Consider the following 17,357-nt stretch of genomic DNA (forward strand, 5'->3'; position numbering starts at 1 on the left):
CTTTTATCGACTAAATGCCTCTCCCTGTAAACGTGCCGGTCAAATCTCCCACCACCCTCCTATTCCTCTTAGAAGGAATCAGCACCCGGCCTTCCCTTGTCTATCCTCTCCCTGAATTCCTGAGAATCTTATCCCCTATCACCTTCGTATGCTCTTCTTGCCAACTCTCTGGTAATGCCTCTGCTTGGGTAATATCCTGCTTTGCCCTGCTGTGATTCTAAACACTAACGGCTTCCCCAAACCATCCACACTCACATGGATCTGAGTGCTGTATCCACCTCGACTCCTCCCCAAAGCTTGCTCCCCTTTTTTTGCGGCTGCCCAGGGGTGAGCACGAACGACAGTTGAGTCAAGGATAAGATGCTCTAAGTCAGGGTCTTTCCCAAACTCCCAAGCAACTCCAGCGATGGAATCTCTGGTGTATCATTTTCCATATCTTTTTGGGAGGTAGCGCCACAGGGATCCAGAGCGAGCTATTACAGCAGGCCTTGGATAAACTGTTTGCATCCTGCCTCTTTGCCGATGTGGATCTGGATTCTGTTTTCAGGAAAGCTATAATTTTTTGCTATTTTATTTGCTGTGATCTGCAGCAAGATAACTCATCAGACCTTACCCAAAAACTGTCCTTATCATAACTAAATGCAAAAAACCTAACGACTACACCTTTTGCCGTTCAACTGGGATCTTCAGCCAACGGCTTAGTTCCGAGGCCAACCACTCCAGCTCTGGCTCCTGCAAAGGGATCCCCGCTCCCAACTCGTATTTGCGGTTGCCCGCCCAGATGTTCAACTGTGGGCTTTGGCGTGGGATCAGCTCTAGCCGGTCAATATCCCATCGCCGACTGGGGGGAACATTGCGAAACCTCAGGCCAAACACCTCGTGAGCCAGGCGAATGTATTTTGTGTCGATCCGTAGGTGGACTTTGCCGAATAGACCGTAGAGGATCCCGCCCACCATCCCCAACCCCACCGTCCAGAAGGGCAGGGTGAATAGGCCAAACATCAGATTGGCCGGAAAAGGCGCATGCCCAACCGATATGATCGTGAAAAAGGTGATGAAGGAGTTCCAAGCGATGGCGAAAGGCAGCAACACCAAAACACCGATTTGCCGGGCCGGGATCACCACCTGAAAGGTCTGTTCGGACTTGTGCAGTTGAATCCGGCTGCCTGCTGGCTGTCGAGTAGGGACTGCTGCTGCGTCTGAGGGAATCAAGGCGGGACGACGATCCAAATGCTCCAGCGCCTCCAGGGCCTGCCGGGCGGAAGCAGGACGATCCGCCACCACAGGTTCCGTCATCCACCGCAGCCAGTCGCGAAAGGGCGGGCTCAGTTGCACCGCTTGCTCGAACACAATCCGGGCTCCCTCCTGGGGCAGATCCGCCGGGTGTTGGCCGGTGAGCAGGTGGATTAGGGTGGCACCTAAGCTGTAGAGATCGGAAGCGGGCACGGTTCTGCCGCCAAATTGCTCTTGAGTGCTGGACTGATAGGGGCTGCTCTATGTTTGGCGGGCTTGGCCCTTTGGAATGCCTTCAACCCGGCCCAAGACTTGGACGCAGCCGGCAGAGTGGCCCTCCAGGCTCCTGCCAACCCGGATCCCTCTCCCTCGCCCAGGCCAGACTCCGGATGGGATGGGGATCTGCCCGCAACCTCTTCAGAGACGATGACCTCGGCCCCGGCTAGTCTTTCTGAAGCCACCTCTCCACCTTCTCCTGAGCAGATTGACCGCTTTGCCCGCACCCTCCCGGCGGTGCAACCTCTTCTGGAGAGCACCCAAAATCGCCTCCAACAGGCCAACAGCAGCGAGGAACGTCGGCAAATCGAACAACAGTTTGAGGCTGCTGCTGCCGAGATCATCGTCGCCCATCAACTGACTCCAGAGGACTATCAGCGCATCTCCGCCAGCGCCCAATTGGATCCGCAGGTGGCAGCCGCCATCACCGCAGCCGTGCGCCGTTGGAGGTCTCCGTCGCGCTAGCGGGACAGGGCCCTTGCGGCCAGCCGTGGAGAAAACACCTCGTAGATGACGGTCAAAGGCTGGCCCCTGTGCAACAAAAGATAATGCCTAGCCCAGAAGGGACCGGAACACCGTAGCAGCCGGGCCACCGGCTCAGCCTCGCCGTAGTAAAGGCCGCGCAGCTCGCGAAAGGTCTCCAGTTTTTCTTGGATCAGATTTTGGCCAATGGGCCGATCGGGATGGGGCAAGTATTGAACCAGATGTTCGGAGTTCCACCAAGAGGTGGCATAGAGCAAGGGCTGTTGAGAGGTTACTCCGCACAGCCAAACCCGCCGCCGCATCAAAGGGGATCCCAGCCGCCCCAAATCTCTGGCCAGCTGTTGCATGGACTTGGGGGCAGTGCCCTGCTCTGCCTGTAAATCAACCCGGCCCGTGTCCAGCAGATGAGCCTGAATCGGCTCTTGGATCAAGGCAGCAAGATTACGGGTGGTAAAGCCATCCCCCAAAAGCAGCAAGCGCAGCACGGGATCCACCTGCACCAGCTCAGGCTGTACCGGGTCTGGCTCCCCCTGCCAATGCAGCTGTAGAGGCCACCAATCGCCTTGGCCAGAGGAGACATTGCCCAAAGAGCCATCTGCAGAACGGAGAGCAGCGCTCCAAGGGGATCCGGAAGCGGCGGCATGGCAGGTGAGGGGAGAGGGGGAAAGTTCCAAGGCGGCGGTTCAGTTGTTAAGTTCTGTATCGCCCCTAGTCTAACCCACCCACCGTCTCTGCTCCGAGGACTTTCGTGACATACTCCGGCACTCATGCTGATGCACAGAGGGCGGGGCTTCCCGGCGGTCTAGCTAACTCGTGCCCGGCTGAACGAGCAGTCGCACCACCCAGGGGACGACCACGACGACACTGATCAGGCGTGCCAAGTGCATGACCACCACTGTGCTGGTTTGGGCTCCCATGTCCAGGGCTATCAGGCTCATGTCGGAAATGCCTCCTGGAGCTGTGCCCAAGATGGCAGTCAAGCGCTCGATCCCCAGCCAACGGGAGATCAGGTACCCCGACAAGACCCCCGTGCCCACCGCAATCACTGTACAGAGCAGGGCTGGTCGCCACAGATCTTTCAGGGCCAGAAGCGTATCGGCAGTGAGCTTAGTACCCAAAAGAATGCCCAACACCACCTGCATGGCAAAACGGATCCCGGCTGGGGGAGCGGGAATTGGGATCGCTCCCCAGACATTCACCAAACCCACCGCCACCATGGAGCCCACCAGTGCTCCCGCCGGAAGCCTCAGCTTGACCCCGATCAGGGCGCCGGCCAGCCCGATCAACACCGTCCAGAGATAGCTCATCATTTGGGCTTAGCTTTGAGAAAAGAGGAACGCTGTGAGTCCGGGCCTGGCCCAACCCCTCTACGGCACTGGGCACAGACGCCGTAGAAGTCAAGCACATGGTACTCGATCGCGAATTGGTACTGACTGGAAAGCTGTGCCTCCAAATCTTCCACCGGACAATCGGGCAAAGGCACCACCCGCCGACATTCGGTGCAGATCAGGTGGTGGCGGTTGTGGCCATTGCTGGGCAGAACCTGGTAGTAGGTCTGCTGGTCTCCCAAGTTGACCGCTTGCAGCTTGCCCTCATTGCGCAGAGCATCCAAAACTCGGTAAACCGTGGCCAGACCGACGGTGTGGTTGGCATTGCGCAACTCCAGAAAGATCTCTTGCGCCGAAAGGGGTTGTGAACGATGCTCTAGCACCTCCAGAATCAATTTCTGGTTGCGGGTCTGGCGGGAAGAAGACATGATCCCTTCGTGTAGGTCGTTCTTGGGGGTCAACGCTCAGCGTCTGCCTCAGCTTTCATGCGCTCTAGGGTCTGGTGCATCTGGTCAAACATTTGGGTCAGGGAGAGCCCAAACCCCCCAAGCTGAGTTTGCAGTTGTTTGATGGTCATTTGAGCCATAAAGTCGTCGGAGAGTTCCAGCCGCTTCATGAAAATGCGCTGGCGCTCCAGCAACTCCTCCATCTGTTCGATGAAGATTTTTTTGCCTTCCCGGTCGAATTGGCCGTACCGTTGACCAAGCTGCATCAGGTTTTGGAAATCCTGAAACAGTTGCTTGGCTTCCTCTTGGACGATCTCAGAGTCGAAGAAGCTCATGGCCTTCCGTTTGCCCTGAATAAACTGCATTGGGTATACCCATCCTATCCGAATCCGATTGCCTCAGCAGGAGGCAACCCCTTCTGCGAGTACGGGATCCCGCCCTTCTGGCTCAGGATAGACTCTGGCTTGTTTGCCTCGGTGTCCGGTATGCTTCCGTTTCCTTGTGTTAAGGCTTACACTCAGCCGGCTGTGGCCCGGCGGTGGTGCGAACGGGTGCAGGGATCCCGACCTCTGTTTCTGGCCTGCTTGGGGTTTACCGAAACGGCTCTCGTTCCCGGCATTTCGGCTGCCGGCGCTACCCCCTCCTTGCGTCGCTACACGGCTCTTGCCGATGGCGAAGTGTTGCTGGCGGGCCATTCTCACCGCTTGCCCACCTCTCCCGATGGCTATCCTTCCCCAGTGGTGATCAGCTGCGCCATCCTGAGGGAGTTGGGGATCCCGTGCCGAGTGTTCGATTGTGGCTTGCCGGAACCTTTGCCGGGGGCAGAAATGGTGAGCTCTGGGGGGGTAGCCCGCTGCTTGAGCACAGGGCAGGCTCTGTCTTTGGAGCAGGTGGGATCCCTTTGGCAAGAAGGGTACGACCGCGGATCCCGGCTGGAGCAAGGCTACTGTGTGATTGGGGAGTGTGTGGCAGGGGGCACCACCACGGCGCTGGCGGTGTTGTTGGGACTGGGGTGGGCAGCAGAGGGCATGGTAAACAGCAGCCACCCGGTCTGCAACCACGCCCAAAAGCTGGCCTTGGCCCGGCAGGGATTGGCCCGTCTGCCAAGGGGAGCTTCTGCTGCTGAGGTGGTGGCGGCAGTAGGGGATCCTATGCAGCCCTTTGTGGCCGGGTTGGCGATGGGCGCAGCGCAACGGGGAGCGGTGCTGCTGGCAGGAGGAACCCAAATGTTGGCGGTGCTGGCCTTGATGCAGCGCTGGGGGGAAGAGCAGGGGATCCCTTGGCCCCCGGAGAACGTGGTGGTGGGAACCACCCGCTGGGTAGCAGAGGATCCCTCGGGCAATACGGTGGCCTTGGCAGAGTTGTTGGGGGTTGCTCCCCTTTTGGCCACCCAACTGAGCTTTGCCAATAGCCGCTATCTGCCTCTACAGGCTTACGAGCGGGGCTATGTCAAGGAAGGGGTGGGGGCGGGTGGGCTGGCCATTGCCAGCAGCCTTTACGCCGGTTGGGGCCAAGCGGAGCTGTTGGCAGCAGTTGAGCGCAGCTACGAACGCCTGGTGCTTCAGGCCGGCTCCAAGGGGGCCATGGTCAACCCCTCCCGCAGCAATTGCTGATGGTAGAGCTCCGCCTGTTCTTGAGGGCCGACCCAAACAACTGCTTGCCCTTCGGCATCCACCTGCACGGTCAGTTGCCGCGCTAGGGGCAAAGTCATGCCGGGGATGTATTTCAGCAGACATTCCGTAACGTGCTGAAAGGTATTGAAATCGTCATCCAAGACGATCACCTTGAAGTGGGGGTAGGGCTGGCGAACCTGGGTTCTCGAGGGCGAGAACTGCTGAGCAGGTCGAGTTGGAGCTTCCGTAGTCATAGCAGAAGAGATCGACACAACTACCGAGTAACTTGGGTCTCTCAGGGGTGAGAAACCGGTCGCTTCTGATGATCTATCTCTATCTAGTTTCTAGTCTAATTGGCATCTTGTTGGCAGCTTGTGTCTGTATTCGGATCCCTTGTCGGTCGTTGGCGTCAGCTAGAAATCGCAGGAGCCCCGCACTGTACCCGTAGGGTCAGTGCCGGGAGGAATGCGCTTTGATGAAGTACAATGAACTTATGAGCCAAGTCCTGACCATATCCTGTAAGCTCAAGGCGTCCCCGTCGCAAGCCGCCAAATTGGACGCGACGATGGAGGCTTTTGGCCAAGCCTTGAACTGGGTCAACCAGAACACGCCGGAGAAGATCGTCAACGCGGTCAAGCTGCAATCCCTTTGCTACTACGAGATTCGAGCCCGGTTTGGCTTGTCTAGCAACTTGGCTCAACAGGTGTGCAGACGGGTAGCGGGTTCCCGCAAAGTGGCTAAGCAGAAAAAGCGTCCCGTCAAGGAGTTTAAGAGCGGCTTTGTTACCTACGACGCTCGCATCTTTTCGTTCCGTCAAAAAGACTGGACGGTGTCGCTGACCACGGTGGAAGGGAGAGAACGCTTTGAACTGGTCATTGGCAACTACCAGCGTGGGATGCTGGCTGGTTCCAACCCCAAATCTGCCACCCTGGTCAAGCGCAAAGATGGCTCCTACTACATCCAGATTTGCGTAGAGAAAAAACCACCCAAGCAACAAGATACCGACAAGGTGATCGGGGTGGACTTGGGGAGGACAGATATTGCCCATACGTCAGAGGGGGACAACTGGAATGGACAGCAGTTGAACAGAGTCCGAGACCACTACTCCCGGTTGAGGGCGGTACTCCAACGCAAAGCCAGTAAGGGCACCCGCAGTTCGCGGCGCAGATGCAGAGAACTGTTGCAACGGCTGTCTGGCAAGGAGAGGCGCTTTCAGGCGTGGGTCAATCATCGCATCTCCAAAGCTATTGTCTCTAGGGCAAAGACCACAAACAGCGCTATCGCCCTGGAAGACCTGACAGGGATCCGGGAAAGGGTCAATCAACAACCCCGCAGCAAAACCGAAAGGCGCAGGGCCAACAGTTGGGCGTTCTACCAACTACGTCAGTTTCTGGAGTACAAGGCGAGGGTTGCAGGGGTTTCTCTGATTCTTGTGCCGCCCGCCTACACGTCGCAGACCTGCCACAAGTGTTTGCATATCCATCCCGATCCTGCGCAATCCTACCGCAGTGGCAAGTCGTTCAAGTGTGGGCACTGTGGATGGGAAGGGGATGCGGATTTGAATGGTGCGAATGTGATTGCGCTCTTGGGGGCTGTCGTAAACCAGCCTAGAGGTCCGGGCTTGTTTTGTTCTCTGGTAGAGCAGAACAGGCTCAGGGCTACTGAAAGCCCGCTCCGTACCGCTTAGCGGTCGGAGCCGGGTAGTTTACCGATAGAGCATGGTTCCTCTAAAGCTCTTCCCGCAGCGGGCGGCGGGGCTTTTGCCCGCCGAAGTGGCGCTCGAAATACAGGGCAGTGGCCCGGCGTAGAATCCCGGCTTGGGCAAGGGCCTGACACAGGGATCCCCCTGGCGGCAGGTGCTTCTGGATCTGTTCGATTTGGGCGGCGCTGACCAATCCAGAAGCCTTGAGGTAGTCGGCCACGTGGCGTCCCCCCGCCAGTTGAACGGAGTAGCCCCCTTCGCTGAAAAATTTGACGGTCTCCGGCTTGAGGCCACTGTGGTGGGCCAGCACATCCGTGAAGGTGCCCCCTTCCTTTTCCCAAGCGTGAATGACGGTTTCGATGCCGGCATTGTCGATCAGGCCAGCCGCCCGCAATTGGGTCAACACCCGCTGTACCCAGGGGGTGGCCCGCTGCAAGGCTTCCAAGTCCTCTTCCCCCAAATATTGCTGCGGGGGCAATTCGCTTTCTGGGGCACTCAGCTCGGCTGCCCAGTCGGCTACGGTCAGGGTCTTGAGATCCTCTGCCTCTGGCCGGGCTTTCTCCGAAGCTGGGGTCGGTGCAGCTGCAGGTGGGGAAGTTCGCCGGGCTTCGGCTAGCGCTGCAGCTAGAGCACGGTTTTCCACTTGAGCCGCTTGCAGTTGGGCCTGGAGCTGGCTCACTTGGGCTTGGGCTTGCTGCAAGCGATCTTGAGTTTCTCGCAGTTGGGCTTGGGTTTCTTGGAGCTGCACTTGCAGGCGGTGGGTGGCCTCGGCAGCTTCTTGGCGAACGTGGGCCAGGTCGGCAGTTAAGCGCTGCTTCGTAGACTGGGCCAGTTGGAGTTGATGTTGGTGCTCCTGCAGCGATTGGTTCAGGGCGGCCACTTGGGCTTCCATTTGCTGCAGAGTATGACGCAGGTGGGTTTGCTCTTGGAGCTGCTGTGCCTGATCCTGCTGTATCTTCTGCTGCTCCTGCAGTTGGGATCCCAGCTCTTGCAGCTGGTGTCTGGCCTGAGATTGCCATTCTGTCAACTCGTGGCAGCGGCGCCGCAGGGTCTCCAGCTCTGCTTGGGCGGCTTGCAATTGCGCGGATCCCTGAGTTTGCTGGGCTTGGAGTTGCTCCTCCAGTTCCCGAATGCGCTGCTGGGCAGCCTTTTGTTGTTCAGTGCCCTGCTGGATTTGGGCTTCCAATTGGGCAATGCGCTGCTGCTGCTCCTGCTGGCGGGCTTGATGGTCGGCAACCTGCTGCAGCGATTGTTCGACCAGAAGCTGTTGCTGCTGCCGCTGCTGCTCCAGTTGCGCTTCTAAGATGGCAATTTGCTCTTGGTAGCGCTCCAGCTGGGCTTTGTATTGCTGGGTAACTCTGTAGGTCTCTTGGGCTACCTGTAGAGGGGAGACATAAAGAGGGGGCTGATCGGGAATGGTGGACCACTGCTCCACCATCACCTCCCAACTGTTGGCAGCTCCTTTCTGGCACCGCAGCCGCTGTTGCTTGTCCAAGGCCCATTCCAACCAGTGGGGTTGTACCCAGCCCTGCTGCACCAAGATCTCCCCCAGCTTGCGCTCCGGGTGCTGCCGCTGCTGAATCAGGGCCTGATGGATGTGCTCCAGCTCCAGATACCCATGCAGCATCAAGATCTCGCCGATACGCACCAGTTCGACCGGGATCAACGGATAGAGATCTTGGGGGGCAATCCAGCCGTGCTGCATACACAGCTCCCCCAACATCAAGGGGGTATCGGCCTTTTCCCACATGGCCTGAGCCAGTTGGGCGGGGGTGAGCAGTCCTGCTCGGTTGAGGGCTTCTCCCAAGCGGATCTCAAACTTTTCCTGCTCGATGGCGGTTGGGGTGGGGCTGGTCGGCGGATTCATTGGGCCTCTCGGACGGGAAGAGTAAGCTCTGCTACAACTATCGTAGTGGAAAATCCTTAGAGAAGTAGCATGCTGCAACCGAAACGCATTTTGTCAAGCCGAGGATCCACGGATTTTGCTGGAAGGTCGCTTTTTAAGTCCTAAGAGGGGCGCTGTTCTTGGCTTTGGGCAAACTGTTGCAGCCGCCGCAGCATCAGCAATTGTCCCAAGCCCAAGGGCAGGAGAGAGACGGCCTCTACCCGCAACTGCACCCAGCCGTTCCCCCACAGCCAGTCACAGTAGCCATCGGCTCCTCCCCACATCAGCAGGCGCAGCCGTTCCGGCAGCAGGGTTTCCACCTGGTGCATGATCGAGAGGGGGCCCCATTGGGCCGCAAAGGTGCTGCCCGGCTCCAGCCTTTCGGGAAGGGATCCCTGCAGTTGCTGGGGCCAGATCCACTGCTGCAACAATCCCACCTCTGTCAGACAGCGCTGCACGGTCGATGCACTGGCCTCGACTTCAACCCGGATGGTGGAGGATTGAAATGTCCCTAGCATATCCGTTCCGCGTGGGCGCTCTGGTGACCGGTGCCACGGTTCCCCCGGCGATGCCTGACTCTATTCTGGTCAATTTGTAGGGTTTGCCCACCCTTTCTCAGCAATCTTGTCTTTGAATCGTCCCCATTTGGTAGCCATCTTCGCCCAGAGCTTGGATGGAAAGATCGCAGCCCACCGAGCGCAGAGGCCCTCCTTCAGCAGCCCTGAGGACTATCGGCACTTGGAAACCCAAGCTGCTCAGCAACAGGCTTTGATCATGGGGGCCGCCACTCTGCGGGCCTACGGCACCAGTCTGCGTATTCGGGATCCCGAGTTGATCCAACGCAGAACCGCTCAGGGCCTCTCTCCCCAGCCCCTGACGATCATCTGTTCCGACAGCGGGGATATTCCTGAGGATTTGCCGTTTTTTCGCCAGCCCCTCACCCGTTGGCTGTGGACAACTCCCAAGGGATCCCGGATTTGGCAGAACCGAACCGGCTTTGAGGACATCTGGGTGGCTGCCGATTGGGATCTGCCGGCACGGCTGGCCCGCCTGCGCAGCTTGGGCATTGAACGGGTGGGGTTGTTGGGCGGGGGGCGGCTTTTGGGGGCATTTCTCCAGGCAGGGGCCTTGGATGAGCTGTGGGTTACCCTCGCTCCGGTGCTGCTGAGTGGATACGCCGATGCGCCTGCCAGCATTGAGGGTTGGCAAGTGCAGGGATCCCTGCCCCAGTTGGAGCTGCTGGAATGCCGCCGTGGCTCCAAGGAGCTGTTTTTGCGCTACCGAGTCGAGTGGCCCTGAGAAATGCTCTATACAAACACAAAAATTTTTGGACAAATTCAGATTTCCCAGAAATCCACAGGTTTTCCCCAGGCTTTCCACAGGCGGGCGGGCCGTTTTCCACAGGGCTTTTTCCTCGGGGGGCGGCATCGGGGGTTTCTGTGGAAAAGTGGAGGTGGGTAAGGTTCAGGCGACTACACCCTGAGAAACGTAACGGGATCGCGCCGTTTTTTCCGATCCCATCAAGGCCAATGGAGAGCTTTTGTCCTGTTGGATCCCTGACTTGGGATTGACACCCCCCGTGGGTTAAAGGGCAGAATAGCCGCACCTGAGGGTGAGTGGTGTGGAGGTGTTCCCAACCGCTCTCCTCAGAAAAGACTTCATCTGTTCTACAGCCCACGACAGGCTTAGGAACAGTTGTGCATGCCCTCCCTCCCATCCGCCGGGATAGGGGCAAGCTATGAACCTATATTGCTTGCTTTTCTGCTTGCGAGCCTGCTGAGGCTCTTGGCCTATCTAGGTTGGGTTTTGATGTTGCGGGTTCGCTCTGTTCGAGCTGCCCAAGTTTTGGCTGTGGCCGCAGGTTTTGCGGGATACCGTTTTCTCCCCTCTTAAGCCCGAGTGAGTAGTTGGACTATGAGTTCTCACAGCGTCAGCATTTTGAGCGAAATTCCTGAGGAGCTGCATGACACCCTCCAAAACTACCTCTCCCGCCATCCCGACTGGGATCAGGATCGGGTGGTGACGGCAGCGCTCTCGTTATTCCTGCTCCAAAGCGGGGAGAGCGACCGGCGGGCGGCACGCATCTACTTGGACAGCCTGTTTCGCCGCAACTGAGCCCCAAGGATGGCCCGTGAAAACCGGGGCAATGGGAACCTTTTGTTAGCCTGGGTAGGGATCCTGTCCCACCGCTGTCATTTGGACACTGGGGGGAGGGCGCTAAGAAGTGAAAAGGATCTCAAAAGAGGCAAAAAAGAGCATGACTCTAGTCAATAATAAGCTCAACTATACTGAAAATAATGTATAATATGTTCAGTACGGATTACTACCAGTTGATCTTTCTGTTTACTTTCGAGTCTGCCAACATGGTAGCCAAAGCAAAGCAGAAAATTGGTAGTAAGACGACACGGAAACTGCGCTTTGGGTATTCTACTCAAAGCTTTGCGGGATACCGCCATTCTGTTTGGAAACAAACAGAATGCTATCGCTGCATAGTTGAACAGTGATGTTCAGCAGTGTTCAGCGTAAATGTATCAGGCAAAGACGTGCCACGGGGCTTTGGGCGAGGAAAAGACAATCGGCAAGCGGCTAAGTCACAGGATCCAGAGCGGGGATCCGAGATCCCATCCCCAGAGGCGGCTCTGACGTGGGTTCAACGCTACCGACAGGCGGGGGATCTGAAAGCTGCTCTGCACCTCTGCCGGCAGCTTACCCGCGCCCATCCCCATCTGTTCGCCGCTCAGGCGTTGCTGGGATCCCTTTATCTCCAGATGGGGGATCCCCGCCAAGCTTTGACCCCCTTGCAACTGGCTCTGCACCTGCGGGGGGATTGGGTGCCGGCCTGGCAGGATCTGGGCGATGCCTGGATGCAGCTTGGCAACCCAGAGGAAGCGGCGCGAGCCTACGAACAGGGCCTGGCCTTTGCCCCCGGTGATGGGCAATTGCTTTTCCGATTGGGCAGTTGTTGGCTCACCCTGGGGAAATTGGCCCAGGCAATTGAGGTGTTGCAACAGGCAGCAGCAGCCCAGCCTCCCCAGGTCTATGCCTTGGCAGCTTTGGGGAATGCCCTGATGCTCGATGGCCAAGCTGGGGAAGCGGAAAGTTGGTTTCGCCAAGCTCTCGCCCTTGCACCCCAGGAGGGGCGAATTCTCGTTAACCTCGGCCACTGCCTGCACCTGCAAGATCGCTTGGAGGAGGCCGCCGATTGTCTGCAACGGGCCATCTCGCTGTTGCCGAGGGATGCCCAGCCTCACAACAACCTGGGCACCATCTTGCAGGAACAAAACCGGTTGGAAGCGGCCATTGAAGCCTATCGGCGCAGCTTGCAGTTGGCCCCCCACTGGCCGGAGATCCACTACAACCTGGGCACGGCTTTGCTGACCCTGGGCCGCTACGAGGAGGGGTGGCGGGAATACGAATGGCGGCTGCAGCGACAAGAGGCGGCCTACCCGCGCTTTCTTTCCCCTCTGTGGACGGGATCCCCCCTGAGCCATCAGACCCTGCTGATCTGCGCCGAACAAGGGTTGGGGGACACGATTCAGTTTGTGCGCTACTTGCCGCTGCTGGCCGAGGCCCATCCCCAAGCGCAAATCTGCCTTCGCTGCCAGGAATCCCTCGTGGAGCTGTTCAGAGGGTGCCTGCCCCAGGTGCAGGTGATCTCGGAAACGGATCCCTTGCCCTCTTTCGATTGCCATCTGCCTTTGCTCAGCTTGCCACAGCGGTTGGGTACCACCCTGGAGACGATCCCTGCCTGCATCCCCTACCTTGTCTGTCCCGTTCGCGCAAGTGGGCCGCAGACCTCTTCGAGCCTCTCCTGGCCGGAGCTTTCCCAGGAGCGGATGAAGGTGGGGCTGGTGTGGGCCAGCGGTCGGCGTGCCCATCCTGAGCTCAACCGCGTACAAAGGCTGAAAAGTTGCCCTCTGAATCTGTTGCTCCAGCACTTGCATGGGCCTTCCATCCAGTGGGTTAGCCTGCAGGTGGGGGAAGATCTAAGGCCGCTGGGATCCCTATTGGAGCAGCACCAAGTGTTGGAGCTGGGATCCCGTTTCCGCAGTTTTGTCGATACAGCCGCAGCCGTTGCCCAGTTGGATCTGGTGATCAGCGTTGATACAGCCGTTGCTCATTTGGCCGGGGCGATGGGCAAGCCGGTATGGGTGCTGCTCCCCTTTGCCGCCGATTGGCGCTGGCTGCTCCATCGAGAAGATAGCCCCTGGTACCCCGGGGTAATGCGACTGTTTCGACAAGACACACCGGGAGACTGGGTTGGCGTGTTGAGGCGGGTGCAGGCCGCTCTTGAAGAGAGGTTGCGAGGGATCCCCTCTCAAGACCGTGCCTGTTCCTCTCCCTGAACGATGCGCTGAAATAGATAGCCGGTGCCTCGGGCCGTCAGGATCAGCTCTGGGTTGCTGGGGTCATCCTCCAGCTTGGCCCGCAGCCGCGAAATGTGGACATCCACCACCCGCGTATCCACATGGCGCTCCGGGGTATAGCCCCACACCTCTTGCAAAATCTCGGAGCGGGAAAAAGGCTCCCCCGACCGACTGACCAACAACTCCAGCAGACTAAACTCCATCCCCGTCAGGCGAATGCGCTCGTCCCGTTTGTAGACCTGCCGCTTGTTGGTATCGATGCGAATATCCCCCACTTGAATCACCCCAGAACTGGGGATCCCATCGTGGGCCGACCGCGCCACCCGGCGCAACACCGACCGAATGCGAGCTTCCAGCTCCTTGGGCGAAAAGGGCTTGACCACATAGTCGTCTGCCCCCAGCTCTAGCCCTGTGATACGGTCGGCTACATCTCCCAGCGCCGTCAGCATGATGATGGGGATGTCCGATTCTTTGCGCAGCTCCTGGCAAACCCCATAGCCATCCAGCTTCGGCATCATCACATCCAGCACCACCAGGTCGGGATCCTGCTTGTGGAAAACCTCCAGCGCCTCCTCGCCGTCCGAAGCTGTGACCACATCGTATCCGATCATGGACAGACGGGTTTCCAAGATGCGTCGAATGCTGGCCTCATCATCGACCACCAGAATCCGTTCCTTACGCTGTGCTTCCACGGTGCTGCAACTCCTGAACTTCTAACGGTACTCGGTAAAAGAGAAATCTGAAAAAGAACTAAGGTGGGCGCTATCTTGAGTTGGGCGGATGCAGGAACCTCAGGGGCTGCTCCTCAGTTGGGCAGACTCACCGAGTGAAATTGAACACTCACAAGCAATCATCTGCAATTAACCAAAGCCGCACCCCAGGGATGCAGCTCCGGGAAACAAGCGCCAAGCAGAAGGCCCTCTCAGCAGTGGATTCAATCTTGTTAAAAGCTCCAACTTCAATCCCACCTGATGATGCTGCCCAGTACCTGGTGCAAGGCACTCCTCCCCCCAAACCATTGCTCAAACCTGAGAGGCCTTCGTAAGAAGTTACTTTCCATAACCTAATTTATCATCCAAAATCGGCTGCCAACCCGCCTCGATGCTCTATTTTGCGGCTATTGGGCCGGACTTGATACATACCTTCACAACTTTTTCAGGCCGATGCCCATTTTTCGGGATGTCCCTCAGGAAAAGCCGGGGATCCTTGACCGTTTGCGGTGGGAACAGCGTAGCAACTGGCCAATAGCTCGGCGGAACGGATTTCTCGATCCGTATGATGCTCCAAAACGCGCCGCAACAGACGTTCTGCCTCCAGCCAAGCAGCCAAAGGCAGCGAATCCTCAGGCAGAGGCAGTGTGGAGCTGGGCAGGGATCCCAAGGCACGCAAGGCAGAAGCGGAGACCCAGGCAATTGGGCTGGGCCGCTGGGCCACCCGGCAGGGATCACAGACCAAGCCACCCCATTGGGGGCTGAAAAAAACGCTGCCGACCAACCCCCCTTGACAGAAGTAGCAGGCTTGTACCTGAGGGGCGAACCCCGCCAACGCCAGGAGGTGGTACAACCCGTGGGTGAGCAAGGGCAAAACGGCCTGTTCCGAAGCAGCCCGCTCGATGCGTTCCAAGTGTTCGACCAACACCACAAACAGCTCTTCCTGAGCTTGATCGGGCAAGGCCAACAGCAAGGCCACCTCCGCCAAATACTGCGCTGCTGTGAGATGGGCTAAGCTGCGGCTGAGACGAGGAAAAGTCTGGAGGGTTTCCGCTTGGACAATGCGCTGTAAACGCTGGGAGGTATCTGCTTGGGCAGACCAGCGCCCCCGCACCATCAGCAAGTCGTTGATGACAAAAGGCTCCATCCGCCCTCCCAGCTTGGAAGGCTGCTTACGGGATCCCTTGGCCACCGCCCGGATCAACCCTTGCTCGCGAGTCAAGATGGTTACAATCCGATCCGCCTCTCCCAGGGGGATCCCTTTGAGATTGATGCCCGTAACCCGATAGGTGCGCCCACTCATGGGGTTCCTCTGGCTTTCAGCTCTTGCATCAGCTCCAGCCCCCAAGAGGTGCCGATACGGCTGGCCCCCGCCTGGATCATGGCCTCTGCTTGAGCCACCGTGCGAATGCCGCCCGACGCTTTCACCCCCACTTTGCCGCGGCTGAGTTGCCACAACAGTTGCACATCTGCCGGCGTCGCCCCCCCCATCCAGCCGGTGGAAGTCATCAGAAAAGCCGCCCCCGCATCGATACAAATCTCCCCGGCCAGCTTTTTCTCCTCCTCGGTCAGCAGAGCCGTTTCCAAAATGGCCTTGATGCAGACCCCCGTTTCTTCCACCAGTTGGGCAATCTCAGCATGGAGGCGATCCAGCTCCCCCGCCTTGAGCCAAGCCAAGTTGATGCGGACATCCAGCTCCCGGCACCCCTGCTCCACCGCCAGTTGGGCCTCGTAAAGCTTGGCCTCTGCAGTGGTTGTGCCCAGGGGAAACCCCACCACCGTGCTCACCTTGACCGGGGATCCATGCAGCCGCTCCACCACCCGCGGCACGTAGCAAGGAGGAACGCAAAAAGTGGGGAAGCCATAGCGCAAGGCAATCTCACACCCCTGGTCAATCTGTTCTGGAGTAACCATCGGCAACAGCAGAGTATGGTCGATGTACTCCGCCAAATTGAGCGAGCTATCCGCTATGCCCTTGCGCTCCAGAGAGAGCATTGGTCGATCCCCCAGCACCCATCTTTACTCTAGCTTCAGCTAGAAATCGCAGGAGCCCCGCACTGTACCCGTAGGGTCAGTGTCGGGAGGAATGCGGAAGTTATGATAGAACCATGACCCAAGTCCTGACCATATCCTGCAAGCTCAAGGCGTCCCAGTCGCAGGCCGCCAAATTGGACGCGACTTTGGAGGCTTTTGGCCAAGCCTTGAACTGGGTCAACCAAAACACACCCGAGAAAGTCGCCAACGCCGTTAAGCTCCAGTCTCTGTGCTACCGCGAAATCCGTGCCCAGTTCGGCTTGTCCAGTAACTTGGCTCAACAGATATGCAGACGGGTAGCGTCTGCTCGCAAGGTGGCACAACAGAAAAACCGCCCCGTCAAAGCGTTCAAGGGTGGCTTCGCTACCTACGATGCCCGTATCTTTTCGTTCCGCGAGAAAGACTGGACGGTGTCGCTGACCACGGTGGAGGGTCGGGAGCGCTTTGAGCTGGCGATTGGCCGCTACCAGAGAGAACGGCTGGCGGGCTCCAATCCCAAATCTGCCACCCTGGTCAAGCGTAAAGATGGCTCCTACTCCATTCAAATCTGTGTGGAAGCGGAGCCATCCCCACCGCAACGCACGGGCAGAGTGCTGGGGGTGGACTTGGGGAGGACGGATATTGCCCATACGTCAGACGGGGACAATTGGAATGGACAGCAGTTGAACAGAGTCCGAGACCACTACTCCCGGTTGAGGGCAGCACTCCAACGCAAAGCCAGTAAGGGCACCCGCAGTTCGCGGCGCAGATGCAGAGAACTGTTGCAACGGCTGTCTGGCAAGGAGAGACGCTTCCAAACGTGGGTCAATCATCGCATCTCCAAAGCTATTGTCTCTAGGGCAAAGGTCACAAACAGCGCTATTGCTCTGGAAGACTTGACAGGGATACGGGAGCGTATCAACCAACAACCCCGCAGCAAAGCCGAGCGGCGCAGGGCCAACAGTTGGGCGTTCTACCAACTACGCCAGTTTCTGGAATACAAGGCGAGGGCTGCAGGGGTTTCTCTGATTCTTGTGCCGCCTGCTTACACGTCGCAGACCTGCCACCGGTGTTTGCACATCCATCCCGATCCTGCGCAATCCTACCGCAGTGGTAAGTCGTTCAAGTGTGGGCACTGTGGATGGGAAGGGGATGCGGATTTGAATGGTGCGAATGTGATTGCGCTCTTGGGGGCTGTCGTAAACCAGCCTAGAGGTTCGGGCCTGTTTTGTTCTCTGGTAGGGCAGAGCAGGCTCAGGGCTACTGAAAGCCCGCTCCGTACCGCTTAGCGGTCGGAGTCG

General features: G+C 58.2%; 18 protein-coding genes and 1 pseudogene. 7 read left to right on the forward strand and 12 right to left on the reverse strand.

The window, feature by feature from the left end:
* Positions 1–5: 5 nt before the first annotated feature.
* Both ACVWXE_RS04855 and ACVWXE_RS04860 read right to left on the reverse strand, forming a co-directional pair.
* A pseudogene (locus ACVWXE_RS04855) lies at positions 6–559 on the reverse strand (IS5 family transposase); the annotation flags it as partial.
* A 98-nt stretch (positions 560–657) separates the two neighbouring features.
* Positions 658–1,446, reverse strand: coding sequence for a hypothetical protein (locus ACVWXE_RS04860; RefSeq protein ID WP_457489716.1), 789 nt, complete (start codon positions 1,444–1,446; stop codon positions 658–660).
* Between the two features lie 21 nt (positions 1,447–1,467).
* Between ACVWXE_RS04860 and ACVWXE_RS04865 the strand changes: the two genes are divergently transcribed.
* Positions 1,468–1,974 (forward strand): DUF4168 domain-containing protein, encoded by a 507-nt coding sequence (locus ACVWXE_RS04865; protein WP_457489717.1) that lies wholly within the window; start codon positions 1,468–1,470, stop codon positions 1,972–1,974.
* Here ACVWXE_RS04865 and ACVWXE_RS04870 read toward each other — a convergent pair.
* The 4 genes from ACVWXE_RS04870 to ACVWXE_RS04885 all read right to left on the reverse strand — a co-directional run bounded on the left by ACVWXE_RS04870 (position 1,971) and on the right by ACVWXE_RS04885 (position 4,101).
* Positions 1,971–2,666 carry a chorismate pyruvate-lyase family protein gene (locus ACVWXE_RS04870; RefSeq protein ID WP_457489718.1) on the reverse strand — a complete coding sequence of 232 codons (696 nt, stop codon included), beginning with the start codon at positions 2,664–2,666 and terminating at the stop codon, positions 1,971–1,973. The two genes, ACVWXE_RS04865 and ACVWXE_RS04870, sit on opposite strands and share 4 nt — an antisense overlap.
* Positions 2,667–2,798: 132 nt before the next feature.
* Complete coding sequence (locus tag ACVWXE_RS04875; protein ID WP_414330730.1) at positions 2,799–3,302, reverse strand: AbrB family transcriptional regulator; 504 nt, start codon at positions 3,300–3,302, stop codon at positions 2,799–2,801.
* On the reverse strand, positions 3,299–3,781 hold the full coding sequence (locus ACVWXE_RS04880; protein ID WP_457489719.1) for a Fur family transcriptional regulator: 483 nt from the start codon (positions 3,779–3,781) through the stop codon (positions 3,299–3,301). Before ACVWXE_RS04880 ends, ACVWXE_RS04875 begins: the two co-directional genes overlap by 4 nt.
* Positions 3,778–4,101, reverse strand: a complete 324-nt coding sequence (locus tag ACVWXE_RS04885; protein WP_011434128.1) for a DUF1825 family protein — start codon at positions 4,099–4,101, stop codon at positions 3,778–3,780. Before ACVWXE_RS04885 ends, ACVWXE_RS04880 begins: the two co-directional genes overlap by 4 nt.
* Before the next feature lie 150 nt (positions 4,102–4,251).
* Between ACVWXE_RS04885 and cobT the strand changes: the two genes are divergently transcribed.
* Positions 4,252–5,379, forward strand: a complete 1,128-nt coding sequence (cobT, locus tag ACVWXE_RS04890; protein ID WP_041436788.1) for a nicotinate mononucleotide-dependent phosphoribosyltransferase CobT — start codon at positions 4,252–4,254, stop codon at positions 5,377–5,379.
* Here cobT and clpS read toward each other — a convergent pair.
* Positions 5,328–5,633 (reverse strand): ATP-dependent Clp protease adapter ClpS, encoded by a 306-nt coding sequence (clpS, locus tag ACVWXE_RS04895; RefSeq protein ID WP_011434126.1) that lies wholly within the window; start codon positions 5,631–5,633, stop codon positions 5,328–5,330. The genes cobT and clpS overlap by 52 nt on opposite strands.
* A 239-nt stretch (positions 5,634–5,872) precedes the next feature.
* Here clpS and ACVWXE_RS04900 point away from each other — a divergent pair, with 239 nt between their 5' ends.
* The gene (locus tag ACVWXE_RS04900; RefSeq protein WP_457489732.1) at positions 5,873–7,066 is read left to right on the forward strand and encodes an RNA-guided endonuclease InsQ/TnpB family protein; all 1,194 of its coding nucleotides are present in this window, start codon (positions 5,873–5,875) and stop codon (positions 7,064–7,066) included.
* A gap of 40 nt (positions 7,067–7,106) precedes the next feature.
* Here the strand turns inward: ACVWXE_RS04900 and ACVWXE_RS04905 are convergent, their stop codons facing one another.
* Both ACVWXE_RS04905 and ACVWXE_RS04910 read right to left on the reverse strand, forming a co-directional pair.
* Positions 7,107–8,948 carry a hypothetical protein gene (locus tag ACVWXE_RS04905; RefSeq protein ID WP_457489720.1) on the reverse strand — a complete coding sequence of 614 codons (1,842 nt, stop codon included), beginning with the start codon at positions 8,946–8,948 and terminating at the stop codon, positions 7,107–7,109.
* A 140-nt stretch (positions 8,949–9,088) separates the two neighbouring features.
* Positions 9,089–9,484, reverse strand: coding sequence for a hypothetical protein (locus tag ACVWXE_RS04910; RefSeq protein ID WP_457403774.1), 396 nt, complete (start codon positions 9,482–9,484; stop codon positions 9,089–9,091).
* A gap of 112 nt (positions 9,485–9,596) precedes the next feature.
* Between ACVWXE_RS04910 and ACVWXE_RS04915 the strand changes: the two genes are divergently transcribed.
* The 3 genes from ACVWXE_RS04915 to ACVWXE_RS04925 all read left to right on the forward strand — a co-directional run bounded on the left by ACVWXE_RS04915 (position 9,597) and on the right by ACVWXE_RS04925 (position 13,312).
* On the forward strand, positions 9,597–10,265 hold the full coding sequence (locus ACVWXE_RS04915) for a RibD family protein (protein WP_457489721.1): 669 nt from the start codon (positions 9,597–9,599) through the stop codon (positions 10,263–10,265).
* Positions 10,266–10,880: 615 nt separating this feature from the next.
* Entirely contained in the window at positions 10,881–11,081 is a 201-nt protein-coding gene (locus tag ACVWXE_RS04920) for a DUF2811 domain-containing protein (protein WP_041436785.1), read from the forward strand.
* A 428-nt stretch (positions 11,082–11,509) separates the two neighbouring features.
* Positions 11,510–13,312 carry a tetratricopeptide repeat protein gene (locus ACVWXE_RS04925; RefSeq protein WP_457489722.1) on the forward strand — a complete coding sequence of 601 codons (1,803 nt, stop codon included), beginning with the start codon at positions 11,510–11,512 and terminating at the stop codon, positions 13,310–13,312.
* Here ACVWXE_RS04925 and rpaB read toward each other — a convergent pair.
* The 3 genes from rpaB to deoC form a co-directional block, all read right to left on the reverse strand.
* Positions 13,285–14,025: a response regulator transcription factor RpaB gene (gene rpaB, locus ACVWXE_RS04930; RefSeq protein WP_011434119.1), complete on the reverse strand. Its 741-nt coding sequence runs from the start codon at positions 14,023–14,025 to the stop codon at positions 13,285–13,287. The two genes, ACVWXE_RS04925 and rpaB, sit on opposite strands and share 28 nt — an antisense overlap.
* 463 nt (positions 14,026–14,488) lie before the next feature.
* Complete coding sequence (gene recO / locus ACVWXE_RS04935) at positions 14,489–15,346, reverse strand: DNA repair protein RecO (protein ID WP_457489723.1); 858 nt, start codon at positions 15,344–15,346, stop codon at positions 14,489–14,491.
* Positions 15,343–16,038 carry a deoxyribose-phosphate aldolase gene (gene deoC / locus ACVWXE_RS04940; protein ID WP_414399412.1) on the reverse strand — a complete coding sequence of 232 codons (696 nt, stop codon included), beginning with the start codon at positions 16,036–16,038 and terminating at the stop codon, positions 15,343–15,345. Before deoC ends, recO begins: the two co-directional genes overlap by 4 nt.
* Before the next feature lie 113 nt (positions 16,039–16,151).
* Between deoC and ACVWXE_RS04945 the strand changes: the two genes are divergently transcribed.
* Entirely contained in the window at positions 16,152–17,345 is a 1,194-nt protein-coding gene (locus ACVWXE_RS04945; RefSeq protein ID WP_457489724.1) for an RNA-guided endonuclease InsQ/TnpB family protein, read from the forward strand.
* Positions 17,346–17,357 lie beyond the last annotated feature (12 nt).

The sequence above is a fragment of the Thermostichus sp. MS-CIW-41 genome, assembly GCF_054058915.1.